The sequence below is a fragment of the Psychrobacter sp. Ps7 genome (genome assembly GCF_022129225.1).
Lineage (GTDB): Bacteria > Pseudomonadota > Gammaproteobacteria > Pseudomonadales > Moraxellaceae > Psychrobacter > Psychrobacter immobilis_A.
The window spans coordinates 38,983-56,493 of record NZ_JADQAH010000018.1; the positions used below are offsets into that span (position 1 = coordinate 38,983).

The 17,511-nt window shown below is 42.9% G+C and carries 10 protein-coding genes, 1 tRNA gene and 1 pseudogene; 1 reads left to right on the plus strand and 11 read right to left on the minus strand.

All coding sequences use genetic code 11. From position 1 onward, the window contains the following. The first annotated feature begins 8 nt into the window (after positions 1-8). A complete protein-coding gene (locus I3257_RS07960; RefSeq protein WP_238049349.1) occupies positions 9-2,666 on the plus strand; it encodes a transglycosylase domain-containing protein in 2,658 nt (885 codons plus the stop codon). Between the two features lie 184 nt (positions 2,667-2,850). Here the strand turns inward: I3257_RS07960 and I3257_RS07965 are convergent, their stop codons facing one another. The 11 genes and pseudogenes from I3257_RS07965 to tuf form a co-directional block, all read right to left on the minus strand. Then, positions 2,851-3,372 carry a DUF6586 family protein gene (locus I3257_RS07965; protein WP_201560982.1) on the minus strand — a complete coding sequence of 174 codons (522 nt, stop codon included), beginning with the start codon at positions 3,370-3,372 and terminating at the stop codon, positions 2,851-2,853. Between the two features lie 167 nt (positions 3,373-3,539). Further along, positions 3,540-7,772, minus strand: coding sequence for a DNA-directed RNA polymerase subunit beta' (rpoC, locus tag I3257_RS07970; RefSeq protein ID WP_055124834.1), 4,233 nt, complete (start codon positions 7,770-7,772; stop codon positions 3,540-3,542). Between the two features lie 188 nt (positions 7,773-7,960). Further along, positions 7,961-12,079 carry a DNA-directed RNA polymerase subunit beta gene (gene rpoB / locus I3257_RS07975; RefSeq protein WP_087814768.1) on the minus strand — a complete coding sequence of 1,373 codons (4,119 nt, stop codon included), beginning with the start codon at positions 12,077-12,079 and terminating at the stop codon, positions 7,961-7,963. A 791-nt stretch (positions 12,080-12,870) separates the two neighbouring features. Continuing rightward, entirely contained in the window at positions 12,871-13,242 is a 372-nt protein-coding gene (rplL, locus tag I3257_RS07980) for a 50S ribosomal protein L7/L12 (protein ID WP_011514491.1), read from the minus strand. Between the two features lie 126 nt (positions 13,243-13,368). After that, on the minus strand, positions 13,369-13,896 hold the full coding sequence (gene rplJ / locus I3257_RS07985) for a 50S ribosomal protein L10 (protein WP_045443904.1): 528 nt from the start codon (positions 13,894-13,896) through the stop codon (positions 13,369-13,371). A gap of 446 nt (positions 13,897-14,342) precedes the next feature. Next, positions 14,343-15,044, minus strand: a complete 702-nt coding sequence (rplA, locus tag I3257_RS07990) for a 50S ribosomal protein L1 (protein ID WP_045443901.1) — start codon at positions 15,042-15,044, stop codon at positions 14,343-14,345. Continuing rightward, the gene (rplK, locus tag I3257_RS07995; protein ID WP_010201717.1) at positions 15,045-15,476 is read right to left on the minus strand and encodes a 50S ribosomal protein L11; all 432 of its coding nucleotides are present in this window, start codon (positions 15,474-15,476) and stop codon (positions 15,045-15,047) included. 91 nt (positions 15,477-15,567) lie between these two features. Further along, entirely contained in the window at positions 15,568-16,098 is a 531-nt protein-coding gene (gene nusG / locus I3257_RS08000) for a transcription termination/antitermination protein NusG (protein ID WP_045443893.1), read from the minus strand. Between the two features lie 57 nt (positions 16,099-16,155). Then, entirely contained in the window at positions 16,156-16,644 is a 489-nt protein-coding gene (gene secE / locus I3257_RS08005) for a preprotein translocase subunit SecE (RefSeq protein WP_238033989.1), read from the minus strand. Positions 16,645-16,695: 51 nt separating this feature from the next. Next, positions 16,696-16,771 (minus strand) — tRNA-Trp (locus I3257_RS08010). Between the two features lie 378 nt (positions 16,772-17,149). Next, a pseudogene (tuf, locus tag I3257_RS08015) lies at positions 17,150-17,511 on the minus strand (elongation factor Tu); the annotation flags it as partial.

The following is a 17,511-nucleotide window of genomic DNA, read 5'->3' on the forward strand; positions in this document are numbered from 1 at the left end:
GTCTTCTTATGACCAAAAAAAATGCTACCGCCCGTCTCATTCACTTTTTGGTGGGGCTTGTTATTGCCTGCTTGGCATTGGCAGTTATCTTAGCACTTGCTGTGCCCATTGGTTTTTATGGGATGGCAATGTATTTATCGCCTACCCTACCTAGCATTCAAGAGATTAAAACAGCAAATTTAGAGATGCCATTACAGATATATAGTAGTGATGACAAACTCATTGGCCAATATGGTAACCGTTTATCTTTACCCGTTACTTTTGAAGATATTCCTGAAAATTTGACTCATGCTTTTTTAGCAGCAGAAGATGCGTCCTTTTTTCAGCACAGCGGTATTAGTATTAAAGGTCTTGGTCGCGCAGTGACAGAAGTAGTGACTGACGACGACAGCCAAACGGGCGGCTCTACCATTACTATGCAGGTTGCCAAAAACTACTTCTTAAGTCCAGAGCGCACCTTAAATCGCAAATTGGTCGAGCTATTTTTAGCACGTAAAATAGAAGATGAGCTCAGTAAAAATGATATCTTGACGCTTTATGTCAACAAAATCTATCTAGGTGAAGGCGCTTATGGTATCCGCGCCGCGGCCAAAAAATACTATAGTAAATCCTTAGAAAACCTCACTATTGCTGAAACAGCAATGTTGGCAGGTCTGCCCAAAGCCCCTTCTAAATACAATCCTGTTGCCAATCCCAGTCGCGCGCTGACTCGCCGCAACTGGATCATTGGACGCATGCACGAGTTAGGCTATATCAGCAAAGCACAACGCGACGAAGCGATCAGCTCACCAGTAGGCATTAACCTCTATAAAGAGAAGCTCGACGTCAATATGCCGTATTTGGCAGAAATGACACGCTCTACATTGGTCAATCGCTATGGTGAGCAAGTGATGCATAGTGGATGGCGGGTACGCCTTACGGTTGATAGCAAAGCACAGACAGATGCGGAAGCGGCGGTACTGACCGGTTTGGTGGCTTACGAACATCGTCATGGTTGGCGCGGGGCTGAAGCAAATGATGAACCGCTAGAAAATTTCCGCCGCTATAGTAATATGACTCCCGCCAAAGTCACCAAGGTTAATGCTCGCAGTTTTGAGGCGACAATGCCCTCTGGTGAAAATGTGACCGTTGGTTGGTCTGGGATGAGCTGGGCACGCAAGTATATTTCTGCCAATCGTATCGGTTACTTTCCTGACAACGCCCGCCAAATTGTCAATAAAAACGATATCATTCGTTTGATACCGACCGCGAATGGTAATTGGCAGCTGGGACAAATTCCCAAACTACAAGGAAGTCTGGTCTCCTTGAATCCAGAAACTGGCGCTGTTAAGGCATTGGTCGGTGGCTTTGACTTTAATCACAGTAAATTCAATCGTGCTCTACAAGGCTGGCGTCAACCAGGCTCAACCATTAAACCGCTTGTCTATACCGCTGCTCTAGAAAAAGGCTATCGCCCAGATAGCATTGTTTCGGATCGACCGATTCAAGTGGGTGACTGGAAACCGAAAAATTCTGATCAACGTTTTTTAGGCGAAATCACTTTACGCCGTGGACTGTATTTATCTCGTAACTTAGTCTCTATTCGTCTCTTACAAGCCATTGGTATCTCTGATACGCGCGACCTATTAGATGAATTCGGACTTGATAAAGAAAAGCTACCGACGACTTTGTCGTTAGCGTTAGGTGCAGGACAAGCAACACCGTTACAAATGGCAACAGCCTATGCTACGTTCGCGAATGGTGGTCACCGTGTACAGCCGTATTTTATCGAACAAATTTATAATTATAATAATAACCTCCTCTTTCAGGCAAACCCACGCCAAGCGTGTGCCACCTGCTTCAATGAAAAACTTGAAGACCTCAATAGAAATCTCCTCGAAGATTATAAGAAGTCAATTGAAAATGAAGACAGTGCTATCGATGATGAAGTGACGGTTAAAGAACAAAATTTAGAGAACAATGATGATATTGATAACATTGAACAAAGCGGTAAAGCGCTAAATCTAAAGGTTTATGATGCTAGTCCACAGGCCGATCGCTTAAAAGCACCAGCGGTTCAATATGCAGTGGCTAAGCAAGCACCTAGAATCTTACAACCCAGAGTCGCTTTTGAGATGGCAGATATCTTACGTGACGTCGTACAGCGTGGTACGGCAGTACGAGCCAAGGCTTTAGGTCGTGATGATATTGGTGGCAAGACCGGTACCACCAATGAAGCAAAAGACGCTTGGTTTGCAGGTTTTCATCCTACCAATGCAACTGTCGTGTGGATGGGTTTTGATCAACCATCAACCATGGGTCGTCGCGAATATGGTGGTGTGGCAGCTCTACCCGTTTGGATGGATTTTATGAAAGCCCAACTTAAAGACACGCCTCATCAATGGGTGTCTATCAATAACCGCGCCAAATCGAAAAAACAAAAGCAAAAAATTATAGAAATGACTGATGATGGTATTCTGGCCGATGATGAAGATACGGATAGCAGCGAATCAGAAAAACCAGTTAAGACGCAGACTCAACAGCGTAAATCACCACCAGCTGAACCTGTTGAAGCACAAACTAGCTCTCAAGCAGCCAAACCTAGTAACAGCCGTAGTAATGATAGTGTGCCGCAAAACCCTTTATCGGTAACACCCGTTGAGCGTATGCCACCGATACCAGAGTAGACAACCATTAATAATATAAACTTATGACTTAAAAAAGGCTTATTTAGCACTCGCTAAATAAGCCTTTTTTATACTTAATATTTTGATCAATACCACTCTATTAAAGGACAGTCATCAGTCAACTAGGACATGTCTTCATTTTAAAAATGGTGATAAAAATGAGATAAAATTTTAATAACTATTTTTAGAACTCAACCATACCAGCACGTAGTTGCTCAATCAGCTCTAAAAACTGCTGACGCCACTCTCGTATCGTCGCCTCATCTGGCAGCCATTGATTCGACAAGGTCACAACGTTAACAATAAGATCAGGTGAGGCAGTATTGCTTGGTGTTTGATCTACGATAGCATCTGGCGGTACGGCGTACAGACAACGCTGATACGCACGCTCTATATTGGCCAAAAAACCCTGCTGCTGTAACTGCTGTAATCGCTGAATCTCAGGCGATACTTGGGTACGCTCGCTCAATGCTTGCTCAATATCTGACAATGTTGGTGCGCTCATGTTTAAACTATAAAAATAACCTAGCTCTTGGGTAAATGCGAGAAAGGCACCGTACAGATGAAAAATAGCAGTTTCACAATGGGCTTGATAGTGCTGTTTATCATCGGTACTTCCCGCCGCTTGGCAGGATAAACGACAGAAATACAGTTTTTGATTGGTTCGATCTGCTTGATATTTGGCAACGCGGGTTTTACCTGCCATTTGCGACTTATCCTTATATGAAATGTAAATTAGGGCATATTTTCCAGTGTACTATTTTTTTAGATAACAGTACCATGCATTTCTCACTTTATTGCACACACAAAAAAGCCAGCAACTTAGGCTGGCTTTTTATCAAATTAACAATAAATCAAAGACGCTTAATACTATTAATTATCCTGATTAAGCTCTTGTGCAAAGGCTTCATCAAAGCTTGCAAAGTCTTTACTATCCGTGCTCGCTGACATATCAAATGCTGCATTGTCAAACCCTGCTTTAAGATCTTTATCTAGCAGTTTTTGCTCCGCTTTCTCTTTGCGTGCTTTATGATAAGCAAGACCAGTACCAGCAGGAATCAAGCGACCAACAACGACGTTTTCTTTCAGACCACGTAGCTCATCCACTTTACCAGTCACGGCAGCCGCAGTTAGTACACGGGTCGTCTCCTGGAACGATGCTGCTGAGATAAAGCTTTCTGTTGCCAGACTTGCTTTGGTGATACCTAGTAATTGACGCTCGAACTGTACTGGGAATTTATCTTCCGCTTCCAGCTTCGCATTCAATGCTTTGATATCAGAGTACTCTGCTTGATCGCCTTTGAAGTGGTTTGAATCGCCGCCATCGGTAATCTCAACTTTACGCAGCATCTGACGAATAATCACTTCGATGTGCTTATCGTTGATTTTTACACCCTGCAAGCGATAAACGTCCTGTACTTCGTTAACGATGTAATCAGCAAGTGCAGTCTGACCTTTCAAACGTAAGATATCATGTGGATTCTGTGGACCATCAGCGATCACTTCACCACGTGCTACCGTTTCGTTTTCAAAGACGTTAATTTGACGCCATTTCGGGATCAGCTCTTCATGAATCTCACCATCTTCATTGGTGATAATGAAGCGATTTTTACCTTTGGTCTCTTTACCAAAGCTAACCACACCTGTCATTTCTGCCATGATGGCGTGATCTTTCGGACGACGTGCTTCGAACAAGTCAGCAACACGTGGTAGACCACCGGTAATATCTTTAGTACCTGAAGAGGCTTGTGGTACACGACCCAAAATCGAACCGGCTGCTACTTTTTCACCATCGCTGACGCGAATGATGGTTTCAGCTGGTAAGAAGTAAACCACTTCTTTACCTTCGTCAGTGTTCAAGATAATCGCAGGACGTAAGTCTTTTGCTGAACTTGAACGGTCACGAGTAGCAAGAATCTCAAATGAGCTCATACCCGTCGCATCATCAACTTTTACGGTAGCAGTTAAGCCATCAGTAATCTCACTGAAGCGTGCAGTACCAGCAAATTCTGTGATAATAGGATGCGTGTGCGGATCCCATTTAGCGATGGTTTGACCAGCATCAACCTGATCTTCGTGTTTCACAAGCACGCTAGAACCATAAGGCACTTTATAGCGCTCACGCTCACGACCAAGCTCATCGGTCAAGGCGATTTCAGCTGAACGCGATACGATGACTAAGTGACCATCGGTATGTTGAACCGTTTTCATGTTTTCGAAATGCGCTTGACCAGCACTACGAACTGAGATGCTGTTATCCACTGATGCTGAGCTTGCTGCCCCGCCCACGTGGAATGTACGCATCGTTAACTGAGTACCTGGTTCACCGATAGACTGTGCCGCCATAACACCGACTGACTCGCCAATGTTCACTTTATGACCACGAGCCAAATCACGACCATAACACTGTGAACAAACACCATGCTCAACATTACAAGTAATAACTGAGCGTACCCAGATATCATCAATCGCATTGTTATCAAGCACGTTTACCCAATGCTCATCGATCAAAGTACCTGCTGGAATCAATACCTTATCAGCATCATCGTTATAAGTCACATCACGAGCCGTCACACGACCTAGCACTAGCTCACCTAACTTCTCAATGATTTCACCACCTTGAATATGTGGTTTCATGAGCAAGCCTTGCTCAGTACCACAGTCATCACTGGTAATAACCAAATCTTGTGCCACATCAACCAAACGACGCGTCAAGTAACCTGAGTTAGCGGTTTTCAGTGCCGTATCCGCAAGACCTTTACGTGCACCATGCGTTGAAATAAAGTACTGAAGTACTGTCAAGCCTTCACGGAAGTTTGCTTTAATTGGCGTTTCGATGATTGAACCATCTGGCTTAGCCATCAAACCACGCATACCAGCCAACTGACGAATCTGAGCCGCACTACCACGAGCACCAGAATCTGACATGATAAAGATAGAGTTAAATGACTTCTGCTCTTCTTCCTCACCTTTGGCGTTCATGATTTTATCAGTGGCTAAGTTGTCCATCATCGCTTTAGCGACTTTGTCATTGGTACGTGACCAGATATCAACCACTTTGTTATAGCGCTCACCAGCGGTCACAAAACCTTGCTCGAATTGATCTTCGATTTCGCGAACTTCGCCTTCTGCCACTTCGATAATTTGCTTTTTCAGTGGTGGAATGACCATGTCATCAATACCGATAGACACACCAGACAATGTCGCTTGGGCAAAACCAAGATACATCAATTGGTCAGCAAACATGACACTTTCTTTAACGCCAACTTTACGGTAGCAAGAGTTAATCAAACGAGAAATATTTTTCTTCGTCATCTCTTGGTTACATTCATCAAAAGACATACCTTTAGGCATGATGTTCCAGATCAATAAACGACCTGCAACCGTTTCTTTTAAGCTGATTTCTTTAGTCTCATTGCCATCTTCATCAATATGCGTCTCGGTGACACGCACTTTGATCTTAGCGTTTACATGCAAATCGTTTGAACCAATCGCACGCAATGCTTCATTAACGGTGGCAAAAATCATGCCCTCGCCTTTGGCATTGATAGACGAGCGACTGATGTAGTACAAGCCCAATACAACATCTTGCGACGGTACGATGATTGGATCACCGTTGGCAGGCGACAAGATGTTATTGGTAGACATCATTAGCGCACGTGATTCAAGCTGTGCTTCTAGCGTCAATGGCACGTGAACGGCCATTTGGTCACCATCAAAATCGGCGTTAAACGCGGTACAAACGAGCGGATGCAATTGGATTGCTTTACCTTCGATTAGTACTGGCTCAAATGCTTGCAAGCCCAAACGGTGAAGCGTTGGTGCACGGTTAAGAAGCACTGGATGCTCACGGATAACCATGGCCAGCATATCCCACACTTGCGGCTCTTCACGCTCTACCATCTTTTTGGCAGCTTTAATCGTGGTCGCTAAACCATGAGACAATAATTTGTTATAAGTAAATGGTTTGAATAATTCAAGTGCCATTTTCTTTGGTAAACCGCACTGATGTAGACGTAGCGTTGGACCAACAACGATCACCGAACGACCAGAATAGTCAACACGCTTACCAAGTAAGTTTTGACGGAAACGACCTTGCTTACCTTTGATCATATCTGCCAAAGACTTCAATGGACGCTTGTTACTACCAGTGATCGCACGACCGCGACGACCATTATCCAGCAAGGCATCCACTGATTCTTGCAACATACGCTTTTCGTTACGTACGATGATATCAGGGGCGCTCAGCTCAAGCAGACGCTTTAGACGGTTATTACGGTTGATCACGCGGCGATATAGATCGTTTAGATCTGAAGTCGCAAAACGACCACCTTCTAGTGGTACTAGCGGACGCAAATCTGGTGGTAGTACTGGCAAGATGTTCATCACCATCCACTCAGGCTTGTTATTAGAATCACGGAAGGCTTCTAATAATTTAAGACGCTTAGACATCTTTTTAAGCTTGGTTTCAGAACCAGTTTGCGGAATCGCTTCGCGCAAATCATCGATTTCAAGATCTAAATCGATATCTTTCAATAGGTCTTGAACCGCTTCAGCACCCATTTTAGCAGTGAATTCATCGCCAAACTCTTCAAGCGCTTTATAATAGTCTTCATCATCAAGCAGTTGATACTTCTCTAAAGAAGTTAAACCTGGCTCAGTAACGATATAGCTTTCAAAATACAGAACGCGCTCGATATCACGTAGCGTCATGTCTAGCAATAGACCGATGCGGCTTGGTAATGATTTTAAGAACCAAATATGCGCCACTGGGCTGGCTAAGTCAATGTGACCCATACGATCACGACGTACTTTCGCAGTCGTCACTTCTACGCCACATTTTTCACAGATAACGCCTTGGAACTTACGGCGCTTATATTTACCACATAAACATTCAAAGTCTTTTACTGGACCAAAGATTTTGGCACAAAATAGACCATCACGTTCAGGCTTAAACGTACGATAGTTAATAGTTTCAGGCTTTTTCACTTCGCCATGTGACCATGACTTAATGACGTCAGGTGAGGCTAAAGTAATTTGAATGCTATCAAACTCTTGATTACCGTTGCCGGTAGGGCTTTGCATGATATCGAGTAAATCTTTCAAGTTGCTTCTCCGTTATCTTTATAATCATCTGATAGCGTATTATTGACGCAAATAAGATGAATGAAGGCAATGAATAGGGTTGAGACAAATCACTAAAAGCAGCAGCGATGCGCATACTGCTTTTAGGTTGACCACTAAGGATAATAATTAACTGAAGCTATGTTAAAGGTAGCTTCAGTCAGCCGTGCTTAATGGGTTTGTTTTAACTCAATATTAATACCCAATGATTTGATTTCTTTGGTCAGTACGTTAAACGATTCAGGCATACCTGGATCCATATACTGCTCACCATCAACGATGTTTTTGTACATACGCGTACGGCCTTCAACGTCATCCGACTTCACAGTCAGCATCTCTTGTAGCGTATAAGTCGCGCCGTAAGCTTCTAGTGCCCAGACTTCCATCTCACCGAAGCGCTGACCACCGAACTGAGCTTTACCGCCGAGTGGCTGCTGCGTCACAAGTGAATAAGAACCAGTTGAACGCGCATGCATCTTGTCGTCAACCAAATGGTTAAGTTTGAGCATGTACATATAACCAACGGTTACTTTACGGTCAAACTTCTGACCAGTACGACCATCATACAACGTCTGTTGACCATCACGGTCCATACCAGCAAGCTCTAGCAGGTCTTTAACTTGGCTTTCTCTTGCGCCGTCAAATACTGCTGTGCCCATTGGTACACCAGCGCGCAAGTTATCTGCTAGCGCCATGATGTCATCATCACTCAAGCTATCAAGATCAACTTGCTCACCGCCGACTTGGTTATAGATTTTGTCTAAGAAGTCACGTAAATCTTTGATCGCTGCTTGCGATTTGAGCATACCATCGATCTTCTCGCCCAAACCTTTCGCTGCCATACCCAAATGCGTTTCTAGAACCTGACCGATGTTCATACGCGATGGTACACCAAGCGGGTTCAAGACGATGTCAACGGTATTACCATTTTCATCATAAGGCATATCTTCAACTGGCATAATGCGCGATACAACACCTTTGTTACCATGACGACCGGCCATTTTATCACCAGGCTGAATACGGCGCTTAACGGCGAGATAAACCTTGACGATTTTTTGTACGCCGTGCTGCAGATCATCACCAGCGGTTAATTTGCGTTTTTTCTCAGCAAACTTCACATCGATATCTTTTTGCTTATCAACCAAATACTCAGCGATTTGCGTTAGACGCTCAGAGATTTCTTCTTCAACTGGTTGGATATCCAGTAAGGTCTCAAGGCTCATATCTTTCATATCAGCCAATGCCATCACTGTACCGGCTTTTAGACCAGAACCACCGCTGACTTTTTGACCATCTAACAAGTTACCAATACGCCCACGAGCTGCTTCTTCAAAGATACGTAGCTCTTCTTTTAAATCTTTACGATAGCTATCAAGCTGTGATTTTTCAATTGCTCTTGCACGTGCATCTTTTTCCACGCCATCACGAGTAAAGACTTGCACGTCAATAACCGTGCCTTTGCTTGAGGTTGGTACGCGTAGCGACGTGTCTTTAACATCAGCCGCTTTTTCACCAAAGATAGCCCGCAGTAGTTTCTCTTCTGGCGTTAGTTGCGTTTCACCTTTTGGCGTCACTTTACCAACTAAGATATCACCAGCGTCGACTTCAGCACCGATATAAACGATACCTGCTTCATCAAGACTTGATAGCGCCGCTTCGCCAACGTTTGGAATATCGGCAGTAATTTCTTCAGTACCTAGCTTGGTATCACGTGCTACACAAGTTAATTCTTGAATATGAATAGTCGTGAAACGATCTTCTTTAACCACTTTTTCAGAAAGTAAGATTGAATCTTCGAAGTTGTAACCATTCCACGGCATAAATGCGATGCGAATGTTCTGACCCAATGCAAGCTCACCAAGATCCGTTGACGGACCATCAGCTAAGATATCGCCTACAGCAATAGCATCACCTTGGTTGACGATAATACGTTGGTTGATACACGTGTTTTGGTTAGAACGCGTATATTTAACTAAGTTATAGATATCAATACCAGCTTCACCAGCAATCATCTCATCTTCATTGACACGAACCACAACACGTGATGCATCAACGTCTTCGATCACACCGCCACGCTTAGCGATCACACAAACACCTGAGTCACGCGCAACGTGACGCTCCATGCCCGTACCGACTAACGGCTTATCAGCACGTAGCGTAGGAACCGCCTGACGCTGCATGTTCGAGCCCATCAAGGCACGGTTAGCATCATCATGCTCTAGGAACGGAATTAGACCAGCAGCTACCGATACAACCTGACTTGGCGACACATCCATATGCGTCACTTTTTCTGGCGGCATACGGACAAATTCCCCATAGCTACGGACACTGACCATCTCATCAGATAACGCGCCTTCTGCGGTTACTGGCGAATCAGCCTGAGCAATAACTGTACCGACTTCTTCAATTGCTGATAGATATTCAATAACATCCGTTACTTTACCATCAACCACACGGCGATAAGGCGTTTCTAAGAAGCCAAAGCTGTTGGTCTTTGCAAAGGTCGCTAATGAGTTAATCAAACCAATGTTTGGACCTTCAGGAGTTTCAATCGGACATACGCGACCATAATGCGTATCATGAACATCACGTACTTCAAAGCCTGCACGTTCACGAGTCAGACCACCAGGTCCTAACGCTGATACGCGACGTTTATGGGTCACTTCAGACAATGGGTTGTTCTGATCCATAAACTGCGATAACTGGCTTGAACCAAAGAATTCTTTCACCGCAGCAGCAACAGGTTTTGAGTTAATCAAATCTTGTGGTGACAAGTTATCAGATTCCGCTGAGCTTAAACGCTCTTTGACTGCACGCTCAACACGCACTAGACCAACACGGAATTGGTTTTCTGCCATCTCGCCGACCGAACGAATACGGCGGTTACCTAAATGGTCGATATCATCGACTTCGCCGCGACCATTACGAATCTCAATCAATTCTTTTAGGACATTAACGATATCGGCATTGGTCAATACACTACGAGCGCGTTGGATGTCTGGATCATCAGTATTATCAAACTCTAACCCTAAACGACGGTTAAATTTCATACGACCGACATTTGATAAGTCATAACGATCCGCGTTGAAGAACATGCTGTCAAATAGTTTTTCAGCGGTCTCAACCGTTGGTGGCTCACCTGGACGCATGACTTTATAAATTTCAATCAAGGCTTCTTCGCGGCTTGAGGTGCTATCTGCACGTAGCGTATCGGCAATATAACTGCCTTGATCGATATCGTTGGTGAACAAAATGCTGAACTCTTTGATAGACTCGCTGGCTTCAAATGCACTTAATTTAACCAATAACTCATGGTCAATTAGAGTATTCGCTTTAGCGATAACTTCGTCATTCACCACGATATCTTCAGCTAAAATACGCTCATAGAGATACTCATCAGGTATCGCAATCTTCGTCATACCTGCTTCTTCAAGCTGACGAATACGGCGTGCATTAATACGCTTGCCCTGCTCTACGATGACATCACCTTCTGGTGATACGATATCGAACTGAGCCATCTCACCGCGCAAGCGATCAGCAACCAGATCAATCTCGAACTGCTCTTCACCTTTATAAACGGCTACTTTATCAAAGAACAAATCTAAGATTTCAGACGTTGTCAAACCAAGCGCACGTAGAATAATTGAAGCCAATAGCTTACGACGACGGTCAATACGAGCAAAAACTAAGTCTTTGGCGTCAAATTCAAAATCTAACCATGAACCACGGTAAGGGATAATACGGGCGTTATAAAGCACTTTACCACTTGAATGCGACTTACCTTTATCATGATCAAAGAACACACCAGGTGAACGATGTAGCTGAGATACGATAACACGCTCAGTACCATTGATAATAAAAGTACCGTTAGCCGTCATCAACGGCATTTCGCCCATATAGACGCTTTGCTCACGGATATCTTTAATAGCCGCTTTGCTGTCTTTGTCTTTGCTATCTTTGTCTTTGATGATCAGACGGATTTTGACGCGCATCGGCGCAGCAAATGTTGAGCCACGCAAGATACACTCACGCTCATCAAATTCAGGCGTGCCTAAATAATATTCAACGAATTGTAGCTCTGCATTACCAGAGTGACTCTCAATTGGGAAAATAGAGGAATACGCAGCTTGCAAACCAGTATTCTCACGAGCTTTTGGCTTTTTGTGCTCTTGCAAAAATTGCTCGTAAGAATCTACTTGAATAGACAGTAAATAGGGAATGTCCATCACAGTGGGCAATTCAGCAAAACTTTTGCGAATACGCTTTTTTTCAGTATAAGAATATGCCATCGAGAGTCCTTACAGTAAACGTGGAAACAAATTAAAAGCGTGGCCAGCGTGCATAAATACGATACAAACTTGGCGACGTAAACGATAATATAAAACAGGTAATCGTGTTCAGTTGATATCTTTTGTCAATTACTACTTCTGCTATCAGTGCTTACTTAGCACCCTTACTTTCATTTTATGATCGGTATCTAAGTCAGTCTATATGACCACTCAGACGACCAAATTCAATATCACATCATCTAAAACATATTACTTTTTAGGCAAAACTTACTCATAGAGGTAAGAAAAAATGACTCGTTCAAGGGTATTTCTAAGTTATCTGCTATCAAAACTGATTGTATTTAGTCATTTTTCTTTCAAAAAACCGGCTCTTTCAAAACCAACAATTCTATCAAAACTAATATCGTCGCTGATATGTACCGTCTATAAGCCTAACTACTGACAGTAATACTCTGCGAAACGGACAACCTAAACTTAATAGCTTTTCAGAATTAATAATAATCGGGGTAACTATAACTTTTAGAATCAGTATAAACTATAGTGTTAATGGGAAAGCATGCAGACACAAAAAAATGCCAAACATCTATGGACGTTTAGCTTAAATTAACTGATTTCAAAAACTGGCATGTGTGCTTGCATGTATATCGTCTGTCCTTTTGATGGGTATCCACCGTGATGTTGCATACGACTGTTGGCAGACACAAAAGGTCAAGCTACGAATTATAGTAAAAAAAAGCTGGCAATGCAAGGCATTACCAGCTTTTTTTGTACAACACTAAGATAAGCGAAGCTTATTTTAGTTCAACAGTTGCACCAGCTTCTTCAAGTTTCTTTTTCAACTCTTCAGCTTCAGCTTTGTTAACGCCTTCTTTGATTGGAGCTGGAGCGCTTTCAACCAAATCTTTCGCTTCTTTCAAGCCAAGACCAGTAGCTTCACGTACGGCTTTAATTACGCCAACTTTCTTCTCGCCAAAGCTGGCAAGAACTACGTCAAACTCGTCTTTTTCTTCAGCAGCAGCAGCAGCAGGGCCAGCAGCAGCAGGTGCAGCAGCAACAGCAGCTGTTACGCCGAATTTTTCTTCCATAGCGCTGATTAATTCAACGATATCCATTACTGACATTTCAGCGATTGCGTTTAACACGTCATCTTTAGATAGTGCCATGAGAACTCTCCGTTATCTGATAAAAATTAATTGATTTTAAAATCGCTTGGATTGCTTGCCAAATTTTCAAATAGTGTTGGCAGTAAAGTGCAATCGGCGATGTCAAAGTTACGTTAAAACAAGCAATTATGCCGCTTCTTTTGCGTCTTTGATTGCTGCTACCGTGCGAACAAGCTTACTAGGAACAGCGTTCATAGTTTGAACAAGCTTGGTAACTGGTGCATTCATAGTAGCCATCAAGATAGAGATTGCTTCGTCGCGAGTTGGTAGCTTCGATACGCGCTCTAGCTCTTCTGGACCATAAACAACACCACCAACTGATACCAATTTGGTCTCTAAAGCTTTGTGATCTTTACTGAACTCGAAAACAACTCGAGCAGCAGATCCCAAATCTTCCATAGAGAAAGCCAAAAGTAATGGACCAGTCATACGGTCTGACATGCTCTCAAACTTAGTGCCTTCAAACGCACGTTTTGCTAGGGTATTTTTTACCACTTTCAAAACGACGCCTTTTTCACGGGCTTGTTCGCGCAGCTTAGTAAGCTTTGCAACACCAATACCATGATATTCGGCAGCTACTGCTGAGTAAGCATTAGCAGCAACTTCAGACACTTCAGCCACAACTTGTTGTTTTTGCTCTAGCGTTAATGCCATAAGTTGACTCCTTTAATCTTATCAATCAGCTGAATATTTAATCATTTAAACCTAAGCTTTTAAGCATTGGCATTCAATAATTAAACGAATCGCTTAGACTGACTTGATACGACACGTTATCAGCATATTTATTAATAATAAATTTACTCATAACGACTGATTACGGCACCGTTATCAGAATGACATCAAGTGATAGATTGAACTATCGGCTCTTATCAACAACTGGGTGGGTCACCGTCTGCGTAGGACAATTGAGATTTTCATCTTTCGTCGATTAACAAAAGCAGCTCGTTGTTATTACTAATGATCCGAAAACAATTAATAAAAACGTAAAACTGCTTTCTACCTACGGTCTTAGACAGCATAGCGTTTGCTACGCTGACCTAATTCTTTAAAATATTTTTGCAGCCTTTATTTAAAATCGTCAAATAAAGGCACATATCTAATTATTTTGCTGTGCGATATGGAACTGGATCAATACTTAGACCAGGACCCATCGTGCTAGACAAGGTAATTTTCTTAATGAAAGTACCTTTAGAAGTAGCAGGCTTAGCACGTCTTAAATCTGCAATCAGTGCTTCAGCATTCTGGATTACTTGCTCAGCAGTAAAACCAACTTGACCGATAGTCGTGTGGATGATACCTGCTTTGTCTACACGATACTGTGCTTGACCGGCTTTAGCGTTAGTAACCGCTTCAGCAACGTTAGGCGTAACCGTACCGACTTTAGGGTTAGGCATTAGACCACGTGGACCTAGGATAGTACCTAGTTGACCAACAACACGCATTGCATCAGGAGCAGCAATAACGATATCAAAGTCCATGTTACCAGCTTTGATTGATTCTGCTAGGTCTTCAAAACCAACGATATCTGCACCAGCTTCTTTGGCGGCTTCAGCAGCAGCACCTTGAGCAAATACAGCAACGCGTTTGGTTTTACCAGTACCAGCAGGTAAGTTAGTAGCGCCACGAACCACTTGATCAGATTTACGCGGGTCAACACCCAAGTTAATCGCAATATCAATTGACTCTTTGAATTTAAGAGGTGGTAAATCGTTTAGGATTTGAACCGCTTCTTCAACTGTATACTGCTTTTCATGTACGATACGGCTTTGAATTTCTTTTTGACGTTTGGTTAGCTTGCTCATTTACACACCCTCCACGGTAATACCCATTGAACGTGCAGTACCAGCGATGGTACGAACAGCAGCATCAAGATCAGCAGCAGTTAAATCTGCATCTTTGGTCTTAACGATGTCTTCTAGTTGTGCACGGTCAACTTTACCGACTTTAGCGGTATTTGGTGTACCAGAACCTTTAGCGATACCAGCAGCCTTACGTAGTAAGTATGCAGCTGGTGGTGACTTCATGATGAAAGTAAAAGACTTATCGCTATATACAGTGATCTCAGTAGGAATCGGTAGACCCGGCTCTTGATTTGAGGTCGCAGCGTTAAATTCTTTACAGAACGCCATGATGTTCACGCCTTTTTGACCCAATGCTGGACCAATCGGTGGTGAAGGATTTGCTTTGCCTGCAGGGACTTGTAGTTTGATGTAACCATCAATCTTCTTAGCCATGATTTTCTCCTAAATGGGTAATAGCGCCAAATCAATGTGGTATAAACCTTATTGACTAACAGCTCCCCGGTTAATGAACTTTTTTGCTGATTTAGTCTAGCTTTTCAACTTTACTAAATTCAAGCTCGACCTGAGTCGGTCGATTAAATACGTTTACGGTTAAATGTAGTTTAGACTTCTCGTAATCCACTTTTTCTACCAACCCTTTAAAGTCAGTAAATGGACCATCGATAACCAACAGCTCTTCGCCCGGCTCAAATAAAGTCTTAGGACGTGGGTCGGTTTCAGTCTGATTCAAACGGTTTAAAATACGATCCGCTTCTACTTGCGTAATTGGCGCTGGTGTTTCAGGTGTGCCACCGATGAAACCCATAATACGTGGGCACTCTTTAACAATGTGCCAAGTATTGTCGTTCATTTCCATCTGGATCAATACATAACCTGGAAAGAACTTACGCTCACTCTTACGCTTTTTGCCGTCTTTCATTTCAACGACTTCTTCAGTAGGAACCAATACGTCACCGAATGATTCAGCGAAGTCACTACGATTAATACGATCAGTTAATGAACGCTGTACTTGCTTTTCATATCCTGAAAACGCTTGGACAATATACCAACGCATATCACGCTCCTGATCATTATAAGTAAATTTTGGGGTAAGACTCACTAATACGTGCGACTAACCAATAAAGATGCCAACGAACCAATTGAAAAAGTTATCTAATAACCAAACCAGAAAACCAACAATGGCAATCATGACAATGACCTGCCAGGTATATTGAAACGTTTCATCCTTACCTGGCCATGTCACTCGGCGCAATTCAACAGCAGCGTCTTTTAATAATATTTTAAAAGCGCGGCCTTGATGCGTTAATGCCAAGCATACTAAGGCGAATACAATAAGGGCAACGATAATACCAATACGTACCCAGATATCATTGGCAGGTTGCCAATAGCCAGGTAAATACTGATTAACTAACGTCGCCCCGATTAATACTGCTGCGGCAAGTAGCCACAGTACCACATCTTTTATTGAGCCTGTCTTAGCCACTTCAACAGCAGTTGTTTGATTGCCCGCTGAGATGTGCTTACCTTTAGACAGCATTCCACCAGCACCCGCCTTGGCATCAGATAACTTAGTCTCGAGGTTATCTTGATCATTGCTCATAAAGAACTCGCTTCGGAGATGGTGAGGTATAACAAAGATGTGATAAGAAGATGGCAGGCGATGTAGGACTCGAACCTACAACCCTCGGTTTTGGAGACCGATGCTCTACCAATTGAGCCAATCGCCTATGGGTGTAAAGGACAGCATTATACAATATTTGATATAAAATGCAAGCCTTTAGCGGTAAAATTATTACTTTACCTAGTTTTACTCTTATTTGAATGTGCTATTGAATCATCATTACTTTAACAAAATGAAGATACAAGCGACTAATAAGAAGCAGCGTTAATATAGCAAGCTCCGCTAAGAATTACAATAGATGGGAAAGTAAATTATAAACGTTATAGATATAACTGGCTAATCATGTTGGCTAAGATAACAAAAGGTTTGATCATACTACCGAAGAATAACCATATTTCCTGATCATTTTATCTAAAAAAAGCCACCCTTAAACAAGGATGGCTTTTTATGACTAACTTACAAGCTCATTACTGAGACTGATAGATTAGTTTAGTACGTTAGCAACAACACCAGCGCCTACCGTACGGCCGCCTTCACGAATAGCGAAGCGAAGACCTTTGTCCATAGCGATTGGGTGGATAAGCTCTACGCCCATCTCAACGTTATCACCAGGCATAACCATTTCAGTACCGTCTTGTAATTGGATTGCACCAGTTACGTCAGTAGTACGGAAGTAGAACTGTGGGCGATAGCCGTTTAGGAATGGTGTATGACGACCACCCTCTTCTTTTGACAGTACATATACTTCAGCGTCAAACTTGGTGTGAGGAGTGATTGAACCTGGCTTAGCTAGTACTTGGCCACGTTGTACGTCTTCACGCTTAGTACCACGTAGTAGTACGCCAC